The following is a 26,015-nucleotide window of genomic DNA, read 5'->3' on the forward strand; positions in this document are numbered from 1 at the left end:
GAAATGAGCATTCCATCGACGTGATGGTGAATGTTGATTTCTGGTCTTTTGACTGGATCGTTCTTTAAAAATTTGGGTATGTGATAGAAAGATAGACTGAACGTTACTTTCACTGGTAACGGATCAGGCTAAGGTAAAATTTGTGAGCGTTCTTAATTGAGCATGCAAATTTTCGGCGAATGTCGTCTTCACAGTATAACCAGATTGCTTGGGGTTATATGGTCAAGTGAAGAAGCGCATACGGTGGATGCCTTGGCAGTCAGAGGCGATGAAAGACGTGGTAGCCTGCGAAAAGCTTCGGGGAGTCGGCAAACAGACTGTGATCCGGAGATGTCTGAATGGGGGAACCCAGCCATCATAAGATGGTTATCTTGCACTGAATACATAGGTGCAAGAGGCGAACCAGGGGAACTGAAACATCTAAGTACCCTGAGGAAAAGAAATCAACCGAGATTCCCTTAGTAGTGGCGAGCGAACGGGGACTAGCCCTTAAGCTTCTTTGATTTTAGCGGAACGCTCTGGAAAGTGCGGCCATAGTGGGTGATAGCCCTGTACGCGAAAGGATCTTAGAAGTGAAATCGAGTAGGACGGAGCACGAGAAACTTTGTCTGAATATGGGGGGACCATCCTCCAAGGCTAAATACTACTGACTGACCGATAGTGAACTAGTACCGTGAGGGAAAGGCGAAAAGAACCCCGGAGAGGGGAGTGAAATAGATCCTGAAACCGTATGCGTACAAGCAGTGGGAGCAGACTTTGTTCTGTGACTGCGTACCTTTTGTATAATGGGTCAGCGACTTATTTTCAGTGGCGAGCTTAACCGAATAGGGGAGGCGTAGCGAAAGCGAGTCTTAATAGGGCGTCTAGTCGCTGGGAATAGACCCGAAACCGGGCGATCTATCCATGGGCAGGTTGAAGGTTAGGTAACACTGACTGGAGGACCGAACCGACTACCGTTGAAAAGTTAGCGGATGACCTGTGGATCGGAGTGAAAGGCTAATCAAGCTCGGAGATAGCTGGTTCTCCTCGAAAGCTATTTAGGTAGCGCCTCATGTATCACTGTAGGGGGTAGAGCACTGTTTCGGCTAGGGGGTCATCCCGACTTACCAAACCGATGCAAACTCCGAATACCTACAAGTGCCGAGCATGGGAGACACACGGCGGGTGCTAACGTCCGTCGTGAAAAGGGAAACAACCCAGACCGTCAGCTAAGGTCCCAAAGTTATGGTTAAGTGGGAAACGATGTGGGAAGGCTTAGACAGCTAGGAGGTTGGCTTAGAAGCAGCCACCCTTTAAAGAAAGCGTAATAGCTCACTAGTCGAGTCGGCCTGCGCGGAAGATGTAACGGGGCTCAAACCATACACCGAAGCTACGGGTATCACGTAAGTGATGCGGTAGAGGAGCGTTCTGTAAGCCTGTGAAGGTGAGTTGAGAAGCTTGCTGGAGGTATCAGAAGTGCGAATGCTGACATGAGTAACGACAATGGGTGTGAAAAACACCCACGCCGAAAGACCAAGGTTTCCTGCGCAACGTTAATCGACGCAGGGTTAGTCGGTCCCTAAGGCGAGGCTGAAAAGCGTAGTCGATGGAAAACAGGTTAATATTCCTGTACTTCTGGTTATTGCGATGGAGGGACGGAGAAGGCTAGGCCAGCTTGGCGTTGGTTGTCCAAGTTTAAGGTGGTAGGCTGAAATCTTAGGTAAATCCGGGGTTTCAAGGCCGAGAGCTGATGACGAGTTACCCTTTGGGTGACGAAGTGGTTGATGCCATGCTTCCAAGAAAAGCTTCTAAGCTTCAGGTAACCAGGAACCGTACCCCAAACCGACACAGGTGGTTGGGTAGAGAATACCAAGGCGCTTGAGAGAACTCGGGTGAAGGAACTAGGCAAAATGGCACCGTAACTTCGGGAGAAGGTGCGCCGGTGAGGGTGAAGCACTTGCTGCGTAAGCCCACGCCGGTCGAAGATACCAGGCCGCTGCGACTGTTTATTAAAAACACAGCACTCTGCAAACACGAAAGTGGACGTATAGGGTGTGACGCCTGCCCGGTGCCGGAAGGTTAATTGATGGGGTTAGCTAACGCGAAGCTCTTGATCGAAGCCCCGGTAAACGGCGGCCGTAACTATAACGGTCCTAAGGTAGCGAAATTCCTTGTCGGGTAAGTTCCGACCTGCACGAATGGCGTAACGATGGCGGCGCTGTCTCCACCCGAGACTCAGTGAAATTGAAATCGCTGTGAAGATGCAGTGTATCCGCGGCTAGACGGAAAGACCCCGTGAACCTTTACTATAGCTTTGCACTGGACTTTGAATTTGCTTGTGTAGGATAGGTGGGAGGCTTTGAAGCGTGGACGCCAGTCTGCGTGGAGCCATCCTTGAAATACCACCCTGGCAACTTTGAGGTTCTAACTCAGGTCCGTTATCCGGATCGAGGACAGTGTATGGTGGGTAGTTTGACTGGGGCGGTCTCCTCCTAAAGAGTAACGGAGGAGTACGAAGGTGCGCTCAGACCGGTCGGAAATCGGTCGTAGAGTATAAAGGCAAAAGCGCGCTTGACTGCGAGACAGACACGTCGAGCAGGTACGAAAGTAGGTCTTAGTGATCCGGTGGTTCTGTATGGAAGGGCCATCGCTCAACGGATAAAAGGTACTCCGGGGATAACAGGCTGATACCGCCCAAGAGTTCATATCGACGGCGGTGTTTGGCACCTCGATGTCGGCTCATCACATCCTGGGGCTGAAGCCGGTCCCAAGGGTATGGCTGTTCGCCATTTAAAGTGGTACGCGAGCTGGGTTTAGAACGTCGTGAGACAGTTCGGTCCCTATCTGCCGTGGACGTTTGAGATTTGAGAGGGGCTGCTCCTAGTACGAGAGGACCGGAGTGGACGAACCTCTGGTGTTCCGGTTGTCACGCCAGTGGCATTGCCGGGTAGCTATGTTCGGAAAAGATAACCGCTGAAAGCATCTAAGCGGGAAACTTGCCTCAAGATGAGATCTCACTGGAGCCTTGAGCTCCCTGAAGGGCCGTCGAAGACTACGACGTTGATAGGCAGGGTGTGTAAGCGCTGTGAGGCGTTGAGCTAACCTGTACTAATTGCCCGTGAGGCTTGACCATATAACACCCAAGCAATTTGCGCTTAGAAAGCCAGATTGCGGTGTGGTGAAGACGAAACAAACCGAAAGTTTGCGGCTCACACCCGATCACATACCCGATTTGCTGGAACGCTGAAAAGCGCGCTGGCTCAAGAATTTCTTGACGACCATAGAGCATTGGAACCACCTGATCCCATCCCGAACTCAGAAGTGAAACGATGCATCGCCGATGGTAGTGTGGGGTTTCCCCATGTGAGAGTAGGTCATCGTCAAGATTAAATTCCGAAACCCCAATTGCGAAAGCAGTTGGGGTTTTGTTTTGCCCGCAGGAAAACTCTGACAACAAGCTCGGAAAGCGGGCGGCTGTCACAGCCCCCCGACAGTGCTAAGGTTCTGCCCTAGCTTTTTGCATTTTCAAGGATGCCTTTCATGCCGGACGCAACGTCCCTCAGCCCAGCGTTCATGGTGGTTCACGGGAATCGCCTGGATGAATTGCGCAGCCTGGTGATCAGCCTGATGCGGCGTTATCCGTTGGCTCCTCTTGAAAATGAAATAGCCCTGGTACAGAGCAACGGCATTGCCCAATGGCTCAAGCTGGCCCTGGCTGAGGACCCGGAGGATGACGATACGGGTGGTTGCGGTATCGCCGCTGCCATTGATGTGCAACTGCCCGGCAGCTTCATGTGGCAGCTCTACCGAACCGTCCTGGGGCGTGACGAGATTCCGGCCAAATCCCTGCTCGACAAGTCACCGTTAACCTGGCGCCTGATGCGCTTGCTGCCGCAACTGATCGAGCAACCCCATTTCGAACCGTTGCGTCGTTTCCTTACCCACGACACCGATCTGCGTAAGCGCTATCAATTGTCCGAACGCCTTGCCGACCTGTTCGACCAATACCAGGTATACCGCGCCGACTGGCTGGAAGACTGGGCTGACGGTCGACACCAAACGCGAAACGTGCGAGGGGAAATCAAACCCCTTGCACCGGAAAATTGCTGGCAGGCCGAACTGTGGCGAGCCTTGTTGGTAGACGTGGGGGAGGCCGGTATGGCGCAGAGCCGGGCCGGCGTTCACCAGCGCTACATTGAACGCATCAACAGCCTGGAGACGGCGCCCCACGGTCTGCCGGCGCGGGTCATCGTCTTCGGCATTTCGTCGTTGCCCGCCCAGGCGCTCGAGGCGCTCGCCGGGCTTTCCCGGTTCAGTCAGGTCTTGCTGTGCGTCCACAACCCGTGCCGCCACCACTGGGCGGACATCGTGGCCGACAAGGACCTGTTGCGGCATCAATACAAGCGCCAGGCCCGCAAGAGCGGCATGCCCGTCGCCCTCGATCCGCAAACCCTGCATCAGCACGCCCACCCGCTCCTGGCTGCCTGGGGCAAGCAGGGGCGTGACTATATCAACCTGCTCGACAGCTACGATGATCCCAACAGCTATCGCTCGGTATTTCGCGACGGGCGTATCGACCTGTTCAGTGAAGCGAATCCCACGACGCTGCTTGGCCAGTTGCAGGATGACATCCTCGAACTGCGCCCCCTCAACGAAACCCGCGAACATTGGCCGGCTGTCGATACGGCGCAAGATGGTTCGATCCGCTTCCATGTTGCCCACAGTGCCCAGCGCGAAGTCGAGATTCTCCATGACCAGTTGCTGGCTCATTTCAGCGCGGATCCGACCCTGCGTCCCCGGGACATCATCGTCATGGTTCCTGACATCGACACCTACGCGCCGCACATTCGCGCGGTGTTCGGCCAACTGGATCGAACCGACCCTCGCTTCATTCCCTTTACGTTGACGGATCAGGGTCAGCGCGGACGCGATCCGCTGCTGATCGCCGTGGAACATTTGCTCAAGCTGCCTGACAGTCGTTTCCCCGTCAGCGAAATCCTCGATTTGCTCGACGTCCCGGCGTTGCGTGAACGGTTCGGTATCGATGAGGCCGACCTGCCGACGTTGCACCTTTGGATCGAAGGGGCTGGTATCCGCTGGGGCATGAACGCCGAGCATCGCGCCGGGTTGGGTTTACCGGCGGAGCTTGAGCAGAATAGCTGGCGATTCGGGCTGCGCCGGATGTTGCTGGGGTACGCTGTCGGTCGCTCGGATGCTTACGAAGGCATCGAGCCCTACGATGAGATTGGCGGCCTGGACGCAGCCTTGATCGGTCCGCTTGTGGCTTTACTGGACGCACTGGAGGTCGCTCATCAGGCACTCACCCAGCCGGCCTCTCCACAGGAATGGGGAGCGCGCCTGCACGACCTCCTACAGCTGTTTTTCCAAGCGAGCAACGAACACGACGACTACCTGCTGGCCCAACTCGAAGACCTGCGTGAGACCTGGCTGGAAACCTGTGAGTCGGTTGGCCTGCTGGACGAAATGCCGCTGACGGTCGTACGTGAAGCCTGGCTGGCCGGGCTGGATCAAGGCCGACTGTCCCAACGCTTTCTGGCCGGCGCGGTCAATTTCTGTACCTTGATGCCGATGCGGGCGATTCCCTTCAAGCTGGTGTGCCTGTTGGGCATGAACGATGGTGACTACCCGCGCGCCCAGCCACCCCTGGATTTCGACCTCATGGGCAGCGACTATCGTCCCGGTGATCGCTCCCGACGTGAGGATGATCGTTACCTGCTGCTGGAGGCGCTGCTTTCGGCTCGGGAAAAACTGTACATCAGTTGGGTGGGCCGCAGCATCCGTGACAACAGCGAGCGCCCCGCTTCGGTATTGATCGGCCAGTTGCGTGATCATCTGGCCAGCGGGTGGCGGTTGGTCGACGACCGCGAAACGCTGCTCGACGCACTGACCCAGGAACATCCGCTGCAACCATTCAGTGCGCGTTATTTTCATCGCGGTGATGCGCTGTTCAGCTATGCCAGCGAATGGCGAATGCTTCACGATGCCCCGGACCACACCGGCAAGCCCCAGGTGTTGGAGCCCTACATCCAGGACGAGCCCTTGGGCCTCGGCCAACTGCAGGATTTCCTGCGCAATCCGGTCCGGCATTTCTTCAGCCAGCGGCTGAAAGTATTCTTCGAGGCCATCGAAGCCCCCCTGGCCGACGACGAACCCTTCGTGCTCGACGCCCTGCAACGCTACAGCCTGAGCGACAGTTTGCTGGAGGCCGCGCTGATGCGCCTGGACCAACCGGATCTTGCCCTGAGCGCTCACGCCAGACGGCTTCAGAACAGCGGCCTGTTGCCGATGGCTGGCTTCGGTGAGTGCATGCAGCGCGAGTTGATCGAGCCCTTGCCGGACCTGCTCCAGCGTTACCAACAACTCCTGGCGCTATGGCCCACGCCGCTGACCAGCGCCGTGCAGGTCAGTGTGCAGTCGCAAGGTGTGAGCGTCGAAGGGTGGCTCAGCGGCCTGCATCAGCGAGGCGACGGCGCGGTCCTCGCGATCACGGCGATACCCAATGGCATTGGCGCCTCCAAGACGCGTAAATGGCATCGCCTGATACGTCCGTGGGTCAACCATCTTGTGGCCTGTGCCAATGGCCTGTCGCTGACGACAGCGTTGGTGGCCAGTGATGACAGCTTGTTGCTGGATCCTTTCGAGGCGCCTGTGGCGCAACGGCTGTTGGGCGACCTGTTGCAAGCCTGGCAGGCCGGTATGCGCCAGCCGCTGCCCATTGCAGTGAAGACGGCCTTTGCCTGGCTTGGCCAGAGCGAGGTGCCCAAGGCTGAAGCGGCTGCGCGAAAAGCCTATGAAGGCGACGGGCAGACCTCTGAAGGCGAGCGACGGGAAAGCCCAGCCCTGGCTCGCCAGTTCCCGGACTTCGATGCGCTGATGGCCGACGAAACCTTTCCCGATTGGTGCGACGCGCTTTACCGGCCATTGCTCCAGGCGCCATGGGTTTCATCGGCCGGCGAGCAGGTGCGTCCATGAGTCGGCAAACACCGCTGGCCCTGGTGTTTCCGCTACGTGGCAGCCAACTGATCGAAGCCAGCGCCGGTACCGGCAAGACCTTTACCATCTCGGCGCTGTACCTGCGCCTGGTGCTCGGGCACGGTGGCCCTGCCAGCGGGTTTGGCCGTGAATTGCTTCCACCGCAAATCCTGGTGGTGACCTTTACCGACGCCGCCACCAAGGAGTTGCGCGAACGGATCCGTACCCGTCTTGCCGAAGCGGCGCGTTTCTTTCGTGACGAAATTCCCGCCCCGGATGCATTGATCGCCGAACTGCGTGATGAGTTCGACACCGCGCAATGGCCGGCCTGCGCAAACCGTTTGGACATTGCCGCGCAGTGGATGGATGAAGCGGCCGTCTCCACCATCCATAGCTGGTGCCAGCGGATGTTGCGAGAGCATGCGTTCGACAGTGGCAGTCTATTTACCCAGACCCTGGAAACCGATCACAGCGAATTGCTCGGCGAGGTGCTGCGCGATTATTGGCGGTTGTTCTGCTACTCGATGCAGGGCGATGCATTGAATTGGGTGCGTAGCCACTGGGGAAGCCCGGCTGCGCTGCTGCCACGTGTGCGAGGGTTGTTTTCCAGCGAACGGGATAACGGTGACGGGACCGAACCGGCCGAACTCATCGCCGCGTCCTTGCAGGAGCGCAGTGCCGCCTTGCTTGATCTCAAGGCGCCCTGGCGTCAATGGGCCGTGGAGTTGCTACAGATCTGCCAGCAGGGCGTCGCCAGCAAGAGCGTCGATGGGCGCAAGATGCAGACGCGTTATTTCGAACCGTGGTTTCAGAAGATCACGGCCTGGGTCGAGGACGAAAGCCTCGAGCTGTTGGACATTGGCAGTGGCTTCACCCGGCTGACGCCCGAGGGGATGGCTGAAGCCTGGAAGGGCGAAGTGCCCAGCCACCCCGGACTGGATGCCATGACCGGCCTCAAAGCCAGCCTGGACGCATTGCCCACACCCGATGCTGCCGTGCTGCAACATGCCGCGCAATGGGTCGGTGCGCGCTTCGAGTCCGAGAAGCGTCGTCGGGCGGAGATGGGCTTCGACGACATGCTGCTGCGTCTCGATGCAGCGTTGCAGGCCGACGGCGGTGAGCGCCTGGCGAGTCTGATTCGCGAGCAGTTTCCGGTGGCGCTGATCGACGAATTCCAGGACACGGATCCGGTTCAGTACCGGATCTTCGAGAGTATCTATCGCATCGAAGAGAACAATCCTGAAACCGGGCTGTTCCTGATCGGCGATCCGAAACAGGCGATCTATGCCTTTCGCGGGGCCGACATCTACACCTACCTGCGTGCTCGCGAGGCCACCGCTGGCCGATTGCACACGTTGGGCACGAACTTCCGCTCGAGTCATGCCATGGTGGGCGCGGTCAACCACATTTTCCTGAATGCCGAAGCTCGGCGGGAGGGCCGCGGGGCTTTTCTGTTTCGTGAGCGCTCGGGCGAGAACCCGGTGCCATTCCTGGCCGTCGAGTCCCAGGGCCGCAAGGAATCCTTGCAGATCGCCGGGCACACTGTCGCCGCCCTGAACGTCTGGCAGTTGCCTTCGGATCAACCGGTTTCCGGTGCGGTGTACCGGCAGCACATGGCGGCTGCCTGCGCCAGCCAGATCACCGCGTTGCTCAACGGCGGCCAGGCGGGGCGCGACGGCTTCAGGGGCGATGACGAGACCCTCCGCGGATTGCGCCCGGCGGACATCGCCATCCTGGTGCGCGACGGCAAGGAAGCACAGGCCGTGCGAGATCAGTTGTCCGCCCGGGGTGTGCGCAGTGTCTATCTGTCGGACAAGGACTCGGTCTTCGCTTCGCAGGAAGCACGGGACCTGCTGACCTGGCTCAAGGCCTGCGCCGAGCCGGATGTGGAACGACCGTTGCGGGCAGCGCTGGCCAGCATCACGTTGAACCTGCCGTTGACCGAACTGGAGCGCCTCAACCAGGACGAGTTGGCCTGGGAAGCCCGGGTCATGCAATTCCGTGGCTATCGCACCGTCTGGCGTACCCAGGGCGTGCTGCCGATGTTGCGGCGCCTGCTGCATGATTTTGAGTTGCCCCAGGCACTGATGGCGCGCAGCGATGGGGAGCGGGTGCTGACGAACCTGTTGCATCTGAGCGAGCTGTTGCAGCAGGCGGCTGGCGAACTGGATGGCGAACAGGCCCTGATCCGGCATTTATCCGAACACCTGGCGTTGTCCGGGCAGGCCGGGGAAGAACAGATCCTGCGGCTGGAAAGCGATGAGCAACTGGTCAAGGTGGTCACGATCCACAAGTCCAAGGGCCTCGAATATCCGTTGGTCTTCCTGCCTTTCATCTGCTCGACGAAACCGGTGGATGGCAGTCGATTGCCGTTGCATTACCACGATGAAGCCGGCAGGGCGCAGATCAGTCTCCAGCCTACGACCGAGTTGATTGCCAAGGCCGATGACGAGCGGTTGGCCGAGGATCTGCGGCTTCTCTACGTGGCGCTCACGCGAGCGCAACATGCCTGCTGGCTGGGCGTCGCCGATCTCAAGCGGGGCAGCAATAGCCGCTCGATCCTGCACCTCTCTGCGCTGGGCTATCTGTTGGGCGGTGGCAGCCCGCTGGCCGAATCGGTCGGGTTGAGGCGCTGGCTGGAGGACCTGCAACAAGGCAGCGATGCAGTCAGTTGCCAGGAAATGCCCCAGGCCACCGACGAGCGCTATCACCCTCCCCGCAACGAGGCGGTGTTGCTCGAACCCCTGGTGCCCGTGCGCAAAGCCAGCGAGCATTGGTGGATCGCCTCCTACAGCGCGTTGCGCATTGGCGAAGTGATGAGCGAAGGCAGCGATGCCGCGCCAGAAAATCCGCAGGCCCAGAAACTGTTCGACGATGAGCGTCTGGACCCGCAAGCCCCCAGAGAGACCAACGCCGTGGGCGGCGATATTCACCGCTTTCCTCGGGGTCCCAACCCGGGCACTTTCCTTCACGGCCTGCTGGAGTGGGTGGCCGGAGAGGGCTTTTCTCCTGCGCCTAAGGTTATCGAGGATGCGGTGGCCCGACGCTGCAATCGTCGAGGCTGGAAGGGCTGGATCGCCACGCTGAGCGATTGGCTGCAGCACGTGGTCAAGACGCCTTTGCCTGTCGGCGATGGCCAGGCGCCGGTGGTGCTCGAACACCTGGCCCAGTTCCAGGTGGAGATGGAGTTCTGGTTCGCCAGTCACAAGGTCGATGTGCAAAAGCTCGACCAGTTGGTCTGCCGATTCACCCATGGCGGCGTCGCTCGTGTCGCGGCGGAGCCGGTGTTGCTCAACGGCATGTTCAAGGGCTTCATCGATTTGACGTTCGAGCACGGTGGTCGGTATTACGTGGCCGACTACAAGTCCAACTGGCTGGGTGTCGATGACACGGCCTACACCGCACAGGCCATGGAGCAATCGATCCTGGATAACCGCTATGACCTGCAATACGTGCTGTACCTGTTGGCCCTGCACCGACAGCTCAAGGCGCGGTTGCCCGACTATGACTATGACCGGCACGTCGGTGGCGCGCTGTACCTGTTCCTACGCGGGACCCGCTCGGCCAGCCGTGGCGTGTATTTCACCAGGCCGCCACGGGCCTTGATCGAACAGCTCGACCGCCTGTTCCAGGGCGCGCCCGAACCCAAGGCCGAGCCCGCGTGGGTACAGGGAGAATTGCTATGAGCCGTTCCTTTGCCGACCTGCTACCCACGCCGGCCGACGACGAGCGCCTGGTCGACCTGGCCCCTTTGAGCCGGGCAGATGACCTGCTTTTATTGTTGACGCGCTGGGTCGAGCGAGGTTGGTTGCGTGCCCTGGACAAGGCCTTCGTCGCGTTCCTCCATGAATTGGCGCCGGATGACGATCCGCTGGTCCTGCTCGCCGCGGCCCTCACCAGTCACCAATTGGGCCACGGGCACGTTTGCCTGGACCTGTTTGAAACCCTCAAGGAACCGGACTTCGCACTGTCGCTGCCTCCCGAGGGCGATGCGCAGGCCGGGGCCATGCTGCTGCCCTCGCAGATACTGCGCACACTGGACGGCGCCCATTGGTGCAAGGTGCTGGCGGCCAGCCGACTGGTGGCGCTGGCGGTCGATGAGCATGAAGAAGCCCGGCAACGGCCGTTGGTGTTGTCCGGCAAACGGCTTTACCTGCGCCGCTACTGGGGCTACGAGCGCCGTATCGACGAGGCATTGCGGCAACGGCTCGCTGAGCAGGAAGCCGCGCCCGAGGACCTGCGCGAGCGTCTGGACGGGCTGTTTGGGCCGGCCCATGCGGCGGGCCCGATCGATTGGCAGAAACTGGCCTGCGCCCTGGCGACCCGCGGCGCCTTCAGCATCGTGACGGGAGGGCCCGGCACGGGCAAGACCACCACTGTCGTGCGCTTGCTGGCCTTGTTGCAGGCACCGGCCGTCGAGGCGGGGAAGCCGCTGCGGATCCGCCTGGCCGCCCCGACCGGCAAGGCCGCGGCGCGCCTGACCGAGTCCATCAGCCAGCAGGTCCGCACCCTGGACGTGGCTGACGCGGTACGCGAGCGCATTCCCTGTGATGTGACCACGGTCCACCGTTTGCTGGGCAGCCGTCCCGGCACCCGGCATTTCCGTCACCATGGCGGTAACCGGCTGCCGCTGGACCTGCTGGTGGTCGATGAAGCGTCCATGATCGACCTGGAGATGATGGCCAACTTGCTGGATGCGCTGCCGCCCCATGCGCGATTGGTGTTGCTGGGGGACAAGGATCAGTTGGCCTCGGTTGAAGCAGGGGCCGTGCTGGGGGATTTGTGCCGGGACGCCGAGGACGGCTGGTACAGCCCCCGGACCCGCGCCTGGCTTGAGTCGGTCAGCGGCGAAAACCTTGCGGCCAGCGACTTGCAGCAGGACCTGGACGGTTCTCATCCCCTGGCGCAGCAAGTGGTCATGCTCAGGCATTCACGGCGTTTCGGCGAAGGCAGCGGGATCGGCCAGATGGCTCGCCAGGTCAATCAGCAGCAGCCTGAAAAAGCTCGTCAGTCATTGGTGGGCGGCCAGTATGCCGACCTGTTTTCCCTGGCGTTGACGGGGGAGCACGATGGCAAGCTCGAGCGTCTGGCGCTCGAAGGCCATGCCGGCGGGCCACAGGGCTACCGGCACTACCTGAACGTGTTGCGCGAGCGTCGCCCGGCCCCGGATCGCCCGCTGGCGGACAGTTGCTGGGCCGATTGGGCCCGGGACGTCCTGTCGGCGTTCGACGCCTTCCAGTTGCTCTGCGCCGTGCGCAAGGGCCCCTGGGGCGTCGACGGCTTGAACCAGCGGGTCACCACCGCGTTGCTCAAGGCTCGCCTGATCGAGAGCGATCACCAGTGGTATGAAGGACGCCCGGTGTTGATGACCCGCAATGACTATGGCTTGGGGTTGATGAACGGTGATATCGGAATCGCCCTCAAATTGCCCGAGCGTGCCGGGCCCGATGCCGGCAAGCAGGTCTTGCGGGTGGCCTTCCTGCGCAACGACGGCGAGGGGGGCGTGCGCTTCGTGTTGCCCAGTCGCCTGAACGATGTGGAAACCGTCTACGCCATGACCGTACACAAGTCACAGGGCTCGGAGTTCACCCACACCGCGCTGATCCTCCCGGATGCGCTGAACCCGGTATTGACCAAGGAACTGGTGTACACCGCCATTACCCGGGCCAAGCAGTGGTTCAGCCTGATCGAACCGCGTGCGGGGATATTCGAGGAGGCGGTGCGACGCAAGGTCAAGCGCTTGAGCGGTTTGATGCTGGAACTGGAGCGGGAGACGGACTGATCTGCTGTTAGTGCGAAAGGGGGCTGACGTTGTTTTGACGCTTTTCTGTCGCAAGTCACTGTAGAACGGCTTCTCGCTGGCTTTTTGGCACTGTGCTATCGTTCCGACATTTACTGTAACGGATAGAGACTCGCCATGGTTTTGGCTGTTCGGGAGGCAATGCGCTACGGAAGCTGGAGGCATTACGTGCTCGCCAGTCTCCTGTGCCTGTTGCCGCCTGTCGTGATGGCCGAGGAACAAGTGTCGCCGAGCAAGGCCGAGCTGCGGGCCGAATCCGTGACGCAGGTGGTCCTGGGCATCCTCAGCTACGCCCGTTGGCCTGTGGAGCCTACGCAATTGGCGTTGTGCATCGTCGGGCCGACCCAGTACACCGACGACCTGATCAACGGCACTACCCAGGCCACCGGCCGGCCAGTGATCGTGCAGCGCTTGCTGGCCGACAGCCCTCGCATCGCCACCGATTGCAACGCCCTCTACATTGGTCGGCTGACCGACGATGAGCGCTCGCGGCTGTTCGCCTCGTTGATCGATAAACCCGTGCTGAGCATCAGCGAAGGCGGTGACCAGTGCACGGTTGGTAGCCTGTTCTGCCTGAGGGTCGGCGATGATCAGGTCTCGTTCGAGGTCAACCTCGACTCGGTGGCGCGCAGCGGCGTGCGCATCCATCCGAGTGTCCTGCAGTTGTCCCGCCGCCGGCCGGCAAGCCCATGAGCCCGGCCCCGACACGGATCCGCCCGACCCTGGGCTCGGTCATCGGTCGAGGTCATTTGATCGTCGCGCTGGTGGCCGTGGCCATGGCCAGCGTCTCCTTGACCCTGCTTGGGGTGCTTGCGCTGCGGGTCTACGCCGATCACAACCTGCACCTGATCGCCCGCTCGATCAACTACACCGTGGAGGCGGCGGTGGTGTTCGATGACTCGGCCGCGGCCACCGAGGCGCTGGCGCTGATTGCGACCACCGAAGAAGTGGCCGAAGCCCAGGTCTTCAATGAGCACGGTCGCCTGCTGGCGCGCTGGCAACGACCGGACACCGGATTGTTGTCTGAACTGGAAATGCACATCGCCAAGGCGTTTCTTGAAAAACCCATCAGCCTGCCGATCGTCCACCAGGGGCAGAACATTGGCAGGATCCAATTGGCGGGGCACGGTGGCAGCCTGTTGCGTTTTTTGCTCAGCGGCCTGGCGGGAATTATCGTCTGTACAGCGGTGAGTGCCGGGGTGGCGCTGTACCTGGCGCGGCGCCAGTTGCGAGCGATCACCGGGCCCCTGCGCAGCCTCGCCGACGTGGCGCACGCGGCGCGTAGCGAGCGAGCCATGGACCGACGTGTGCCACTGGCCGCCATCGCCGAGCTGGACAACCTGGGCAACGACTTCAATGCGCTGCTCGACGAGCTTGAGTCCTGGCAGACCCATCTGCAAAGCGAGAACGAAACCCTGGCTCACCAGGCCAGCCACGACAGCCTGACCGGGTTGCCCAACCGGGCGTTCTTCGAAGGGCGGCTGATCCGCGCCTTGCGCAACGCCAGCAAACTCGACGAGCAGTTGGCGGTGCTGTACCTGGACAGCGACCGGTTCAAGGGCATCAATGACAATTTCGGCCACGCCGCCGGTGACGCGGTGCTGACGGCGGTGGCGACCCGCGTTCGGGCGCAGTTGCGTGAGGATGACCTGGTGGCGCGCCTGGGTGGCGACGAATTCGCCGTGTTGCTGGCTCCCCTGCACGATGCCGAGGACGCCGAGCGAATTGCCGAAAAGATCATCGCCTGCATGGAACTGCCGATTCAATTACCCGGAGATGCGTCGGTCCTGACCTCCCTCAGTGTCGGCATTGCCGTTTACCCCGATCATGGCGCCACCCCCGGCGCACTGCTTCATGCCGCCGATGCGGCGATGTACCAGGCCAAACGCCTCGCCCGAGGTGGGCAACACATGGCGGGGGCGGAGCACCCTGTCACTGACTTTCAAACCAGGAGCTGATTCGTGCGTGTACTTTTTCAACTTCCCTTGCGGCGGTTCGCCGCGTTCGTGTTGATCGCTGTCCTGGCCCTGACCGGCTGCCAGACCGCACCGCAGAAAGGCTTGAGCGCGGCCCAGGTTGCCGTCCTCCAGCAACAGGGGTTCGAACTGACTGACGAAGGCTGGGCCTTTGGCCTGTCGGGCAAGGTGCTGTTCGGCAGCGACGTGGAAAAGCTCAACCCGGCCAGCACCGAAATCGTCGAGCGCATCGGCAAGGCACTGTTGGGCGCCGGTATTGCGCGGGTACGGGTGGATGGCCATACCGATGCATCGGGCTCGCAAGCCTACAACGAACAACTGTCGAAACGTCGGGCCAGCAGCGTCGGCACGGTGCTGGCAAGTGTCGGCATGCGCGAGGAAAACATCCAACTGCGCGGCCTCGGCAGCAGCAAGCCGGTCGCCTCCAACGACACGGCCAGCGGGCGCACCGAGAATCGTCGCGTCGCCATCGTGGTCATCGCCGATTAATCGGCGAACACCATCTCCCGGTTCTCGCCCATCAACAACGCCTGATTGCGCTCCGTCACCTCGCGGATGTAATCCCACAACAACGTGATCCGCTTGAGCTTGCGCAGGTCCTCGCGGCAGTACATCCAGAACTGCCGCGTGACGGTGATCTCGTCCGGCAGCACCGGCAAAAGGCGCGGGTCCTGGGCGGCGAGGAAGCACGGCAGGATCGCCAGCGACCGGCCTTGTTGCGCGGCCACGAACTGGGCGATCACGCTGGTGCTGCGCAGGTGGGCGTTGGCGCCGGGGAGTACGTTGGCCAGGTAGAGCAGTTCGGAGCTGAAGGCCAGGTCATCCACGTAGCTGATGAACGAATGCCTGCTCAAGTCGGCCGGGCGCTGGATGGGCGGGTGGTTGTCGAGGTAGGGCTGGGTGGCATAGAGCTGGAGCCGGTAGTCGCAGAGTTTGCAGCACACATACGGGCCGTGTTCCGGGCGTTCGAGGGCGATGACGATGTCGGCTTCGCGCTTGGAGAGGCTGATGAAGTGCGGCAGCGGCAGGATGTCCACCGAGATGGCCGGGTAGGCGTCGACAAAATGGCTCAGTTGCGGGGTGATGAAGAAACTGCCGAAACCTTCGGTGCAGCCCATGCGCACGTGGCCGGACAGCGCGACGCCAGAGCCGGACACCTGCTCGCACGCCATGTGCAGGGTGCTTTCGATCGATTCGGCGTAACCCAGCAGGCGCTGGCCTTCGGCGGTCAGGACAAAACCGTTGGTCCGGGATTTCTCGAACAGCAGCGTGCCTAAAGATGCCTCCAGCGAACTGATGCGTCGCGACACCGTGGTGTAGTCGACGGCCAGGCGCTTGGCCGCGGTGCTGGCCTTGCGGGTGCGGGCCACTTCGAGGAAAAACTTGAGGTCGTCCCAGTTCAGCGAGCCCAGGGAGGTGAGGTTTTTTTGCATGATGGACCGGTTTTTATGTGCGTTCTTATTAGAAGTTTGCACATCTATACTCCAAAAACCGTCTTATCACCAAGGTGTCTGTACGCCCTGGTTCCTGCTGAAGCAGCGCTCTCTATAAGAACAATCCCGGAGGCCAGCATGAATGTTTCCCTTACCCCCAGCGATACCACCCTGCAAACCGTCAAACTGCTGATCGATGGCGAGTGGGTTGAATCCCAGTCCAGCGAATGGCACGACATCGTCAACCCGGCCACCCAGCAGGTGCTGGCGAAAGTCCCCTTTGCCACGGCGGCGGAAGTCGATGCCGCCATCGCCGCTGCCCAGCACGCGTTCCAGACCTGGAAGCTGACGCCCATCGGGGCGCGGATGCGCATCATGCTCAAGCTCCAGGCGTTGATCCGCGAACACTCCAAGCGTATCGCCGCCGTGCTCAGCGCCGAGCAGGGCAAGACCATCGCTGACGCCGAGGGTGACATTTTCCGTGGCCTGGAAGTGGTCGAACACGCCTGCTCCATCGGCACCCTGCAAATGGGCGAGTTCGCCGAGAACGTCGCCGGTGGCGTCGACACCTACACCCTGCGCCAACCGATCGGGGTGTGCGCGGGCATTACGCCGTTCAACTTCCCGGCGATGATCCCGCTGTGGATGTTTCCGATGGCCATCGCCTGCGGCAACACCTTCGTGCTCAAGCCCTCGGAACAGGATCCGCTGTCGACCATGCTGTTGGTGGAGCTGGCGATCGAGGCCGGTGTGCCGGCGGGCGTGCTCAATGTGGTGCACGGCGGCAAGGACGTGGTGGATGCGCTCTGCACCCACCGGGACATCAAGGCGGTGTCCTTCGTCGGCTCGACTGCGGTCGGCACCCATGTGTATGACCTGGCGGGCCGCCATGGCAAGCGCGTGCAATCGATGATGGGCGCCAAGAACCACGCGGTGGTGCTGCCGGATGCCAACCGCGAGCAAACCCTCAATGCCCTGGTCGGCGCCGGTTTCGGCGCGGCGGGCCAGCGCTGCATGGCCACCTCGGTGGTGGTGATGGTGGGCGCGGCCAGGCAGTGGTTGCCGGAGTTGAAGGCACTGGCGCAAAAACTCAAGGTCAACGCCGGCAGTGAGCCGGGCACGGACGTGGGGCCGGTGATTTCCAAGCGGGCCAAGGCACGGATCCTCGAGTTGATCGAGAGCGGCGTGCAGCAAGGGGCGAAGCTGGAACTCGACGGCCGTGACATTCGCGTGCCGGGGTTCGAGCAGGGCAATTTCGTCGGGCCGACCCTGTTTTCCGGGGTGACCACCGACATGCGCATCTACACCGAGGAAATCTTCGGGCCGGTGCTGGTGGTGCTGGAAGTCGACACCCTCGACCAGGCGATTGCCCTGGTCAACGCCAACCCGTTTGGCAACGGCACGGGCCTGTTCACCCAGAGCGGCGCGGCGGCCCGCAGGTTTCAGAGTGAGATCGACGTCGGCCAGGTGGGGATCAACATCCCGATCCCAGTGCCGGTGCCGTTCTTCAGCTTCACCGGTTCGCGGGGTTCGAAACTCGGCGACCTCGGCCCGTACGGCAAACAAGTGGTGCAGTTCTACACTCAGACCAAGACCGTTACCGCGCGCTGGTTCGATGATGACAGCGTCAATGACGGCGTGAACACCACCATCAACCTGCGTTAAGGAGCCGGACATGAACATCGCATTTATCGGCCTTGGCAACATGGGCGCCCCGATGGCGCGCAACCTGCTCAAGGCCGGCCATTCGTTGAACCTGTTCGACCTGAACCAGACGGTATTGGCCGAGCTGGCGGCGTTGGGCGGCACGATCAGCGCCTCGCCGCGCGATGCGGCCCAAGGGGCTGGACTGGTGATCACCATGTTGCCGGCCGCGGCTCATGTGCGCAGTGTCTGGCTGGGTGAAGACGGCGTACTGGCCGGGATCGCCGCCGGCACGCCCGCGGTGGATTGCAGCACCATCGATCCGCAGACCGCCCGCGAGGTCGCCGCCGCTGCCGCCAAGCAGGGCGTGGCGATGGCCGACGCACCGGTCTCGGGTGGCACCGGTGGCGCGGCGGCCGGCACGCTGACGTTCATGGTGGGCGCGAGCGCCGAACTGTTCGCGACCCTGCAACCGGTGCTGGCGCAGATGGGCCGCAACATCGTGCATTGCGGCGACGTCGGCACGGGACAGATCGCCAAGATCTGCAACAACCTGCTGCTGGGGATTTCCATGGTCGGCGTCAGCGAGGCCATGGCCTTGGGCGACGCCTTGGGCATCGACACCCAGGTGCTGGCCGGCATCATCAACAGTTCGACGGGCCGTTGCTGGAGCTCGGACACTTACAACCCATGGCCGGGCGTGATCGAAACCGCGCCGGCGTCCCGGGGTTACACCGGTGGCTTTGGCGCCGACCTGATGCTCAAGGACCTGGGCCTGGCCACCGAGGCCGCGCGACAAGCCCATCAGCCGGTGGTGCTGGGGGCGGTGGCGCAGCAGTTGTACCAGGCGATGAGCCAGCGCGGCGAAGGCGGCAAGGATTTTTCAGCGATCGTTAACAGCTATCGCAAGCCGCAGTAAACCTGCGGGGACAGGTTGCAGAAGGGCTTTTGTGGCGAGGGGATTTATCCCCGTTGGGTTGCACAGCAACCCCCCAAGCAACCCTGTTCAAGCTGACACACCGCACGCGGAGTTTGGGTTGCTTCGCAACCCAACGGGGATAAATCCCCTCGCCAAGGCCAATGCTGACTTCGTTTTGCGAGGGACCACGTCGGGTGGTCCCGCGCTTTTTTGCTTCAGGCAAAGACGAAGTATTTGCGCACGGTCTCGACCACTTCCCAGGTGCCTTTCATGCCGGGCTCGACCACAAAGATGTCGCCGGCACGCAGGTGGATCGGCGCCATGCCGTCAGGGGTGATGACGCAGTAGCCTTCCTGGAAATGGCAGTACTCCCACTTCACATAATCCACCCGCCATTTGCCGGGGGTGCAGATCCAGGTGCCCATGATCTTGCTGCCGTCTTCGCTGGTGTAGGCGTTGAGGTTGATGGTGTGCGGGTCGCCTTCGAGTTTTTCCCATTTGCAGGCGTCGAGTACGGGCAGCGGGTGGGTGTCGCGCAGGACGGTGATGGGTGCGGTCATGTGAGCTCCGAAAAGGGGCGGAAGAGAACCGGCACCCTAACGCGCGGGATGAATGCAAAGATGCCTGTGTTCGACACCGGGTTGTCCAGAACCGCGCTTCAACCGGCCAGATGCCGCGCCAGGGCCCTGGCATAGGCGGGCAAAGCGTCGAAGTCGCGGGCACACAGCAACAGCGCCCGGTGTGCCCAGGGCTCTTGCAGCGGGAGGCATTGATACGAAGGCTCGGGTGGGCGCCGGTCGATGGCCGCCTTCGGCACGATGGCAATGCCTGCACCGTGGGCCACCATACGAATCATCCCGTCGAAACCATCGACGCGAATGCGCACTTGCATGCGTGAGCCGATGTGCAGGGCCTGCTCTTCCAGGTGGATCGCCAGGGCGCTGGATGCGTTCAGGCCGACATAATCGTGGCTGAGTGTCTCGCTGAAACGTACGGCGCGACCGTCAGCCAGGGGGTGTCCGGTCGGTAGGATCAATACCAGCGGATCGTCCCGAAAAGGCCAGGTCTGAAGGCCATCGGTGTCCACTGCGTCGGAAACGATCCCGAGGTCTGCCGCGCCTTGGCGCAGCGCATGGGTGATCCGTGAGCTGGGCAATTCCTGCAGGTCAATGTCGAGGTTGAGATGGGCCTGGAGAAAATCGGCCAACAGCTCGGGCAGGTATTCGGTCATGGCGCTGGTGTTGCACAGCAACCGCACCCGGCCTTTGACGCCCTTGGCGTATTCGGCCAGGTCCTGTTGCAGGCGTTCAGCCTGTTGCAGCAAGCCTCGGGCATGCTGGGCCAGGGCTTTGCCTGCGGGAGTCGGCGTCACGCCGCGCCGGCCGCGTTCGAGCAGGTCGATGCCTAGGGACGCCTCCATGGCCCGGACGCGAGCACTGGCCGCCGCCAGCGACAAATGGCTACGAGCCGCACCGGCGGTGATGTTGCCGGTGTCGAGGGTGTTCAGGTAGAGGCGCAGGTCGGTGAGGTCGAAGTGCATGGAAGGGGTCCTGTCTCGAATTCTGCGGTGTTGGGTATGCCGCCTTCGCGGGCAAGCCCGCTCTCACCGTTTGAAATACGATCCACGGTGGGAGCGGGCTTGCCCGCGAAGGCGCCAGTGGCACCCCACAAGGTTTTCAGCCTCTTGCGGGAAGAGAGGCTGCCTCAGTATATGGCAGATTTAAAACCTGTCCTCCAGGGCTCACCATGGCCCCATGAACACACTCATCGCTTTCTATCAGAACCTTGGTCCGGCCCTTTCTTTATTGGTCATGGTCACCTTCTTGCTGGCTGGCACCCTCAAGGGCGTCATCGGCCTCGGCTTGCCGACCCTTTCCATGGGCTTGCTCGGGCTGGCTATGGCGCCGACGCAGGCTGCGGCGCTGCTGGTCATTCCGGCGACCCTGACCAACGTCTGGCAACTGGCGTTTGGTGGGCACCTGCGAGCGTTGATCCGGCGATTGTGGCCGTTGCTCCTGGCGATAGGCCTGGGCACCGGGCTCGGTACGCTGTGGATCGGCATGACGGGCGGGGCGTGGGTCGTGCGTGCCTTGGGCGGAGCCTTGTTGCTGTATGCACTGGCCGGGCTGTTGCTGCCGACGCTGCGGGTGGGGGCTGGTGTCGAGCCGTGGCTCGGCCCGCTGTGCGGAATGATCACCGGCGTCATCACCAGCGCCACCGGGGTGTTCGTGATTCCGGCGGTGCCTTATCTGCAAGCCTTGGGCTTGGACAAGGATGAGCTGGTGCAGGCCCTGGGCCTGTCGTTCACGGTCTCGACCCTGGCCCTGGCCGCCGGCCTGTTCTGGCGCGACGCCCTGGGCGTGGGTGAGATGAGCGCTTCATTGCTGGCGTTGTTGCCGGCGCTGCTGGGCATGTGGCTGGGGCAATGGTTGCGCCAGCGGATCAACGCCGTGTTGTTCAAGCGTGTGTTCTTCGTGGGCCTCGGGGTGCTCGGCGGCCATCTGCTGATCAGCGGCTAGCCGAGGATGGGCTGAGCATGTCGATGCGACGGATCTCGAAGTCGCGCTCCAGGTAATCCATGCGCTGCGCGAAGAATTGCTGCATGTGCGGCAGGTTCGAGTGCACGTCCAGGTGTGCCTGGGAGGCCCACACCTCGTAGAAGATAAACAGTGTGGGATCCTGCTGGTCCCGCAGCATGTGGTATTCGATGCAGCCGGGTTCGGCGCGGCTCGGTTCGACATAGGCGCGAAACAGTGCTTCGAAGGCGTCGGCTTTTTCCGGGCGGGTCTTGGCGTGAAGGATGAAAGCGTGTTGCTCGCTCATCGCGTGGCTCCTGGAATGAATTTCGGTGCAGGAGTCTAAGGCAACAATCTGTGGTTGATTCGTGCGTTTGCGTCAAATCAGTTTTGCCGGTGCGGGGCTTATTCCGCGCGAGGTGCCTCGGTAGTCTGCCGCCATCATTTTCAACCTTCTCCTTCGGCAGCCTTCGAGGCGGTGCCGTGGAACCCGAATGAGGCGCTCCATGAAAAAAGTCCTGTTGCTCAACGGCGGCAAACAATTCGCCCACTCCGATGGTCGCTACAACGCCACCCTTCACGACACGGCGCTCAGCGTGCTGGACCGTGGCGGCCTGGATGTGAAGACCACGTTCATCGACGGCGGCTACGACATCCAGGAAGAGGTGGCCAAGTTCCTCTGGGCCGACGTGATCATCTACCAGATGCCCGGCTGGTGGATGGGCGCGCCGTGGACCGTGAAAAAATACATCGACGAAGTCTTCACCGAGGGCCATGGCAGCCTTTATGCCAGCGACGGTCGAACCCGCTCCGACGCCTCTCAGAAGTACGGCAGCGGTGGCCTGATACAAGGCAAACAATACCTGTTGTCCCTGACCTGGAACGCCCCGCAACAGGCCTTCGACGACCCCACCGACTTCTTCGAGGCCAAAGGTGTGGACGCGGTGTATTTCCCCTTCCACAAGGCCAATCAGTTCCTCGGCATGACCGCGCTGCCGACGTTCCTGTGCGTGGACGTGATGAAGCGCCCGAACATCGAGGCGGATGTGGCGCGGTATGAGCAGCATCTGGTTGAGGTGTTCGGTCTGAAGGCTTGACCTTCCTTTCCCTACGCATCCCGTTACTATCCTGTGGCAATGGATTTGCCTGTGGCGAGGGGATAAATCCCCTCGCCACAGATAGATCCTTGCCACAACAGCTCAGTCGACAGGGGGATACGTGAAAGCCAGATCCGACGAACTGCAGATCTTCGTCTGCGTCATCGAGTGCGGGTCGATTTCCGCCGCCGCCGAGCAGGTCGGGCAAACGCCGTCGGCGGTCAGCCGCACGTTGTCGCGCCTGGAAGCCAAGCTGGAGACCACGCTGATCAACCGCACCACGCGGCGCATGGATCTGACGGAGGAGGGCAAGTATTTCTTCGAGCAGGCCAAGGGCATTCTCGACCAGATGGACGAACTGGAAGAGCGTCTGTCGTCGCGCCAGAAAAACCCCGCCGGGCGCTTGCGGATCAACGCCGCGTCGCCGTTCATGCTCCACGCCATCGTCCCTCACATCGAAGAGTTCCGCAGCCTTTACCCGGACATCCAGCTTGAACTCAACAGCAATGACTTGATCATCGATTTGCTGGAGCAAAGCACCGACGTCGCCATTCGCATCGGCACCCTCACCGATTCGACGCTGCACGCCCGCTCGCTGGGTTGCAGCCCGCTGCACATCCTGGCGAGCCCGGCTTACCTGAAGCGACACGGCACCCCTGCCAGCGTCGCCGAACTGGCGGAGCATGCGTTGCTGGGGTTTGCCCAGAACGAAGGGCTCAACCAGTGGCCGTTGCGCCATGTGCACGGCGACCGCTGGCCGATCCAGCCGCTCATCAGCGCTTCCAGTGGCGAGACGGTGCGGCACCTGGCGCTGGAAGGCCAGGGCATTGCCTGCCTGTCGGACTTCATGACCCGTGACGACATCCGTACCGGCCGGTTGAAGGTGCTGCTGGCGGAGGCCAACAGCGGCTACCGCCAGCCGATTCATGCGGTGTACTACCGCAACTCCCAACTGGCGTTGCGGATCCAGTGCTTTCTCGATTTCATCCAAGGCAAGCTTGCCGACTACGCCTCGCGGGAATTCAAGGGCGATTCGTGACTCCAGGACAAGAGTGATTTGGGCAAGGCGGTCTGTTTCCCCCGGCAGCCGTCCTCGATACTCGTCCCATCACTTATCTGGCCAAGGAGTTTGACCATGAACGTATTCATCACCGGCGCCGCCGGTTTCATCGGCGGTTCCATCGCCACCGGTTTGGTTCGCGCCGGGCATCGAGTCACCGGGTTGGTGCGTAACGCCGAGCAGGCGAGCGAACTGACTGCGCTGGGCATCGAGCCGGTGATCGGCACCCTTGACGACAGCGCGCTGCTGGCCGAGCAGGCCCGTGCCGCCGACGCGGTGATCAACGCCGCCAGCAGTGACCACCGCGGGGCGGTCGAAGCCTTGATCGACGGGCTCAAGGGCTCGAACAAGGTGCTGCTGCACACCAGCGGTTCGAGCATTGTCGGCGACGCTTCGGGCGGGCATCACAGCGATGAGATCTACCAGGAAAACCACTTGCCGCAGCCCACTGCCGACAAGGCCGCGCGTGTCGCGATCGATACGCTGGTGCTGGACGCCGCCAGGCAGGGCGTGAATTCGGCGGTGATCTGCAACACCCTGATCTACGGCCACAGCCTGGGCGTCAAGCGCGACAGCGTGCAATTGCCACGCTTGCTCAAGCAAGCGCGCAAGAGCGGGGTGGTGCGGCATGTCGGGCCGGGGCAGAACATCTGGTCCAACGTGCACATCGAAGACGTGGTCCAGTTGTACACACTGGCCCTGAGCCGCAATGTGCCGGGCACGTTTTACTTCGTCGAAAGCGGCGAGGCCTCGTTCATCGACATGACCACCGCCATGGCCCAGGCCCTTGGCCTCGGGCAGCCACAGGACTGGCCATTGGCCGAGGCCGAGGCCGAATGGGGCTACGAAATGGCCAACTACGGCCTGGGCTCCAACAGCCGCGTGCGTGGCCGCAATGCTCGTGAACTGCTGGGCTGGGTTCCGAAGCGGACGTCGGTGGTGGAGTGGATATGCAACGAGATGGTGTGAACGATCCCCTGCTTGTGGGAGCGAGCTTGCTCGCGAAGCGGTGTGCCGGTCGACATCGAGGTTGGCTGGGGCGGCGGCTTCGCGAGCAAGCTCGCTCCCACAAGGGGTTGTGGGAGGCTGGACGCTCAGTCGTGATGCGCATCCGCGCGCTTGAGCATCTGCTTGCATCGCTCGGAGAGGTGGAACACCCGCAGGTGCTTGCCGGCCTTGCTGTAGCGCTCGCGCAGGGTCATGAGCGCGGCGATGGCCGAGTAGTCGACGAAGCGCAGGTGGCGGCAGTCCAGGGTGACCTGGGCCGGGTCGTTGGCCGGGTCGAACTGGTTGAGGAACGGTGTGGTCGAGGCGAAGAACAAGGTGCCGTGCAGGCGGTAGAGCTTGCTGCCGTCGGCTTCCAGGTGCGTGTCGGCGTACAACTCCCGCGCCTGCTGCCAGGCAAAGTTCAGCGCGGCGATGATGATGCCGCAGAGCACGGCGACGGCCAGGTCGGTGAACACGGTGATGAGGGTCACCGCGACGATCACCAGCACATCGTTGACCGGCACCTTGTTGAGCACCCGCAGCGAGGCCCAGGCAAATGTCTGCTGCGACACCACGAACATCACGCCCACCAGCGCGGCGAGCGGGATGCGCTCGATCAGCGGTGACAGGAACAACACGAACAGCAACACCATCACCCCGGCCACCACGCCCGACAGCCGCCCGCGTCCGCCGGAGCTGAGGTTGATCACCGTCTGGCCGATCATCGCGCAACCGCCCATGCCGCCGAACAGGCCCGAGACGATGTTCGAGGCGCCCAGGGCCACGCATTCACGGTCCGGGTAACCGCGGCTCTCGGTGATTTCGTCGGTCAGGTTCAGCGTCAGCAGGGTTTCCAGCAGGCCCACCATGGCCATGATCACGGCGTAGGGGGCGATGATCTGTAGGGTTTGAAGGTTCCAGGGAATGTCCGGCCAGGCGAGGCTTGGCAAGCCGCCGGCGATGTGGGCCATGTCGCCCAGGGTGCGGGTGGGCAGGCCGAGCAGGTAGACCGCCAGGCCGACACCCAGGATCGCCACCAGGGCCGGTGGTACGCTGCGGGTCAGGCGCGGCAACAGGTAGACGATGGCCATGGTCAGTGCCACCAGGCCCGCCATCAGGTACAGCGCTGTGCCGCTCAGCCAGGTGCCGCCGCTCTTGAAATGTTCCAGCTGGGCCAGTGCGATCACGATCGCCAGGCCGTTGACGAAACCGAGCATCACCGGGTGCGGCACCATGCGCACCAGCTTGCCCAGCCGCAACAGCCCGAACGCCATCATGATCACCCCGCCCAATAGCACGGTGGCCAGCAGGTACTGCACGCCGTGCTGCACCACCAGCGCGACAATCACCACCGCCATCGACCCCGCCGCGCCGGACACCATGCCCGGACGCCCGCCGAACAGGGCGGTGAGGGTGCAGAGGATGAACGCGCCGTAGAGCCCCATCAATGGATTGAGGTGAGCAACCAGGGCGAAGGCGATGCATTCGGGAAGCAAGGCGAAAGACGTGGTGAGGCCGGCGAGGACGTCGGCGCGAAGGCGTGCTGGTTTCATGATTTACCTGACAGGGCACCGATTGAGGCTCGGCGGCCGGGGGACGTGGTGCAAAAAC

General features: G+C 61.9%; 17 protein-coding genes and 2 rRNA genes. 14 read left to right on the forward strand and 5 right to left on the reverse strand.

Annotated features, from left to right (window positions below):
• The first annotated feature begins 220 nt into the window (after positions 1-220).
• From V5F23_RS03390 to V5F23_RS03425, 8 genes are all read left to right on the forward strand, one after another.
• Positions 221-3,112: ribosomal RNA gene (locus V5F23_RS03390) — 23S ribosomal RNA — on the forward strand.
• A gap of 137 nt (positions 3,113-3,249) precedes the next feature.
• A 5S ribosomal RNA gene (gene rrf / locus V5F23_RS03395) occupies positions 3,250-3,365 on the forward strand.
• Positions 3,366-3,519: 154 nt separating this feature from the next.
• Positions 3,520-6,972 carry an exodeoxyribonuclease V subunit gamma gene (recC, locus tag V5F23_RS03400; RefSeq protein WP_338497562.1) on the forward strand — a complete coding sequence of 1,151 codons (3,453 nt, stop codon included), beginning with the start codon at positions 3,520-3,522 and terminating at the stop codon, positions 6,970-6,972.
• The gene (gene recB, locus V5F23_RS03405) at positions 6,969-10,658 is read left to right on the forward strand and encodes an exodeoxyribonuclease V subunit beta (protein WP_338497564.1); all 3,690 of its coding nucleotides are present in this window, start codon (positions 6,969-6,971) and stop codon (positions 10,656-10,658) included. Before recC ends, recB begins: the two co-directional genes overlap by 4 nt.
• Positions 10,655-12,754 (forward strand): exodeoxyribonuclease V subunit alpha, encoded by a 2,100-nt coding sequence (gene recD, locus V5F23_RS03410; protein ID WP_338497566.1) that lies wholly within the window; start codon positions 10,655-10,657, stop codon positions 12,752-12,754. The genes recB and recD overlap by 4 nt, the downstream gene beginning before the upstream one ends.
• Before the next feature lie 135 nt (positions 12,755-12,889).
• Positions 12,890-13,465 carry a YfiR family protein gene (locus V5F23_RS03415; RefSeq protein ID WP_042732471.1) on the forward strand — a complete coding sequence of 192 codons (576 nt, stop codon included), beginning with the start codon at positions 12,890-12,892 and terminating at the stop codon, positions 13,463-13,465.
• On the forward strand, positions 13,462-14,730 hold the full coding sequence (locus V5F23_RS03420) for a diguanylate cyclase (protein WP_338497568.1): 1,269 nt from the start codon (positions 13,462-13,464) through the stop codon (positions 14,728-14,730). The genes V5F23_RS03415 and V5F23_RS03420 overlap by 4 nt, the downstream gene beginning before the upstream one ends.
• Positions 14,731-14,733: 3 nt before the next feature.
• A complete protein-coding gene (locus V5F23_RS03425; protein WP_042732469.1) occupies positions 14,734-15,237 on the forward strand; it encodes an OmpA family protein in 504 nt (167 codons plus the stop codon).
• Here V5F23_RS03425 and V5F23_RS03430 read toward each other — a convergent pair.
• Positions 15,234-16,181 (reverse strand): LysR family transcriptional regulator, encoded by a 948-nt coding sequence (locus tag V5F23_RS03430; RefSeq protein WP_042732468.1) that lies wholly within the window; start codon positions 16,179-16,181, stop codon positions 15,234-15,236. The genes V5F23_RS03425 and V5F23_RS03430 overlap by 4 nt on opposite strands.
• 138 nt (positions 16,182-16,319) lie before the next feature.
• Here V5F23_RS03430 and V5F23_RS03435 point away from each other — a divergent pair, with 138 nt between their 5' ends.
• Together V5F23_RS03435 and mmsB are read left to right on the forward strand one after the other, a co-directional pair.
• Positions 16,320-17,846, forward strand: a complete 1,527-nt coding sequence (locus V5F23_RS03435; protein WP_338497573.1) for a CoA-acylating methylmalonate-semialdehyde dehydrogenase — start codon at positions 16,320-16,322, stop codon at positions 17,844-17,846.
• Positions 17,847-17,856: 10 nt separating this feature from the next.
• Positions 17,857-18,744, forward strand: a complete 888-nt coding sequence (gene mmsB / locus V5F23_RS03440; protein ID WP_338497575.1) for a 3-hydroxyisobutyrate dehydrogenase — start codon at positions 17,857-17,859, stop codon at positions 18,742-18,744.
• 215 nt (positions 18,745-18,959) lie between these two features.
• On the opposite strand, the gene V5F23_RS03445 is transcribed toward mmsB, so the two are convergent.
• Positions 18,960-19,304, reverse strand: a complete 345-nt coding sequence (locus tag V5F23_RS03445) for a cupin domain-containing protein (RefSeq protein ID WP_338497577.1) — start codon at positions 19,302-19,304, stop codon at positions 18,960-18,962.
• Between the two features lie 98 nt (positions 19,305-19,402).
• Complete coding sequence (locus V5F23_RS03450; RefSeq protein WP_338497579.1) at positions 19,403-20,284, reverse strand: LysR substrate-binding domain-containing protein; 882 nt, start codon at positions 20,282-20,284, stop codon at positions 19,403-19,405.
• Positions 20,285-20,498: 214 nt separating this feature from the next.
• On the opposite strand from V5F23_RS03450, the gene V5F23_RS03455 reads away from it, so the two are divergent.
• Complete coding sequence (locus V5F23_RS03455; RefSeq protein ID WP_042732450.1) at positions 20,499-21,263, forward strand: sulfite exporter TauE/SafE family protein; 765 nt, start codon at positions 20,499-20,501, stop codon at positions 21,261-21,263.
• Here the strand turns inward: V5F23_RS03455 and V5F23_RS03460 are convergent.
• Positions 21,253-21,567 carry a putative quinol monooxygenase gene (locus V5F23_RS03460; protein WP_042732451.1) on the reverse strand — a complete coding sequence of 105 codons (315 nt, stop codon included), beginning with the start codon at positions 21,565-21,567 and terminating at the stop codon, positions 21,253-21,255. The genes V5F23_RS03455 and V5F23_RS03460 overlap by 11 nt on opposite strands.
• A 199-nt stretch (positions 21,568-21,766) precedes the next feature.
• Between V5F23_RS03460 and V5F23_RS03465 the strand changes: the two genes are divergently transcribed.
• The 3 genes from V5F23_RS03465 (at position 21,767) to V5F23_RS03475 (ending at position 24,386) form a co-directional block, all read left to right on the forward strand.
• Positions 21,767-22,357: an NAD(P)H-dependent oxidoreductase gene (locus V5F23_RS03465; RefSeq protein ID WP_042732452.1), complete on the forward strand. Its 591-nt coding sequence runs from the start codon at positions 21,767-21,769 to the stop codon at positions 22,355-22,357.
• 121 nt (positions 22,358-22,478) lie between these two features.
• Positions 22,479-23,396, forward strand: a complete 918-nt coding sequence (locus V5F23_RS03470) for a LysR family transcriptional regulator (RefSeq protein ID WP_042732453.1) — start codon at positions 22,479-22,481, stop codon at positions 23,394-23,396.
• 96 nt (positions 23,397-23,492) lie between these two features.
• Positions 23,493-24,386 carry an NAD-dependent epimerase/dehydratase family protein gene (locus tag V5F23_RS03475; RefSeq protein ID WP_338497581.1) on the forward strand — a complete coding sequence of 298 codons (894 nt, stop codon included), beginning with the start codon at positions 23,493-23,495 and terminating at the stop codon, positions 24,384-24,386.
• A 125-nt stretch (positions 24,387-24,511) separates the two neighbouring features.
• On the opposite strand, the gene V5F23_RS03480 is transcribed toward V5F23_RS03475, so the two are convergent.
• Entirely contained in the window at positions 24,512-25,957 is a 1,446-nt protein-coding gene (locus tag V5F23_RS03480; RefSeq protein WP_123578287.1) for a SulP family inorganic anion transporter, read from the reverse strand.
• Positions 25,958-26,015: the final 58 nt, after the last annotated feature.

The sequence above is a fragment of the Pseudomonas sp. WP18 genome (assembly GCF_036689585.1).
GTDB classification, from domain to species: Bacteria; Pseudomonadota; Gammaproteobacteria; order Pseudomonadales; family Pseudomonadaceae; genus Aquipseudomonas; species Aquipseudomonas chlororaphis_E.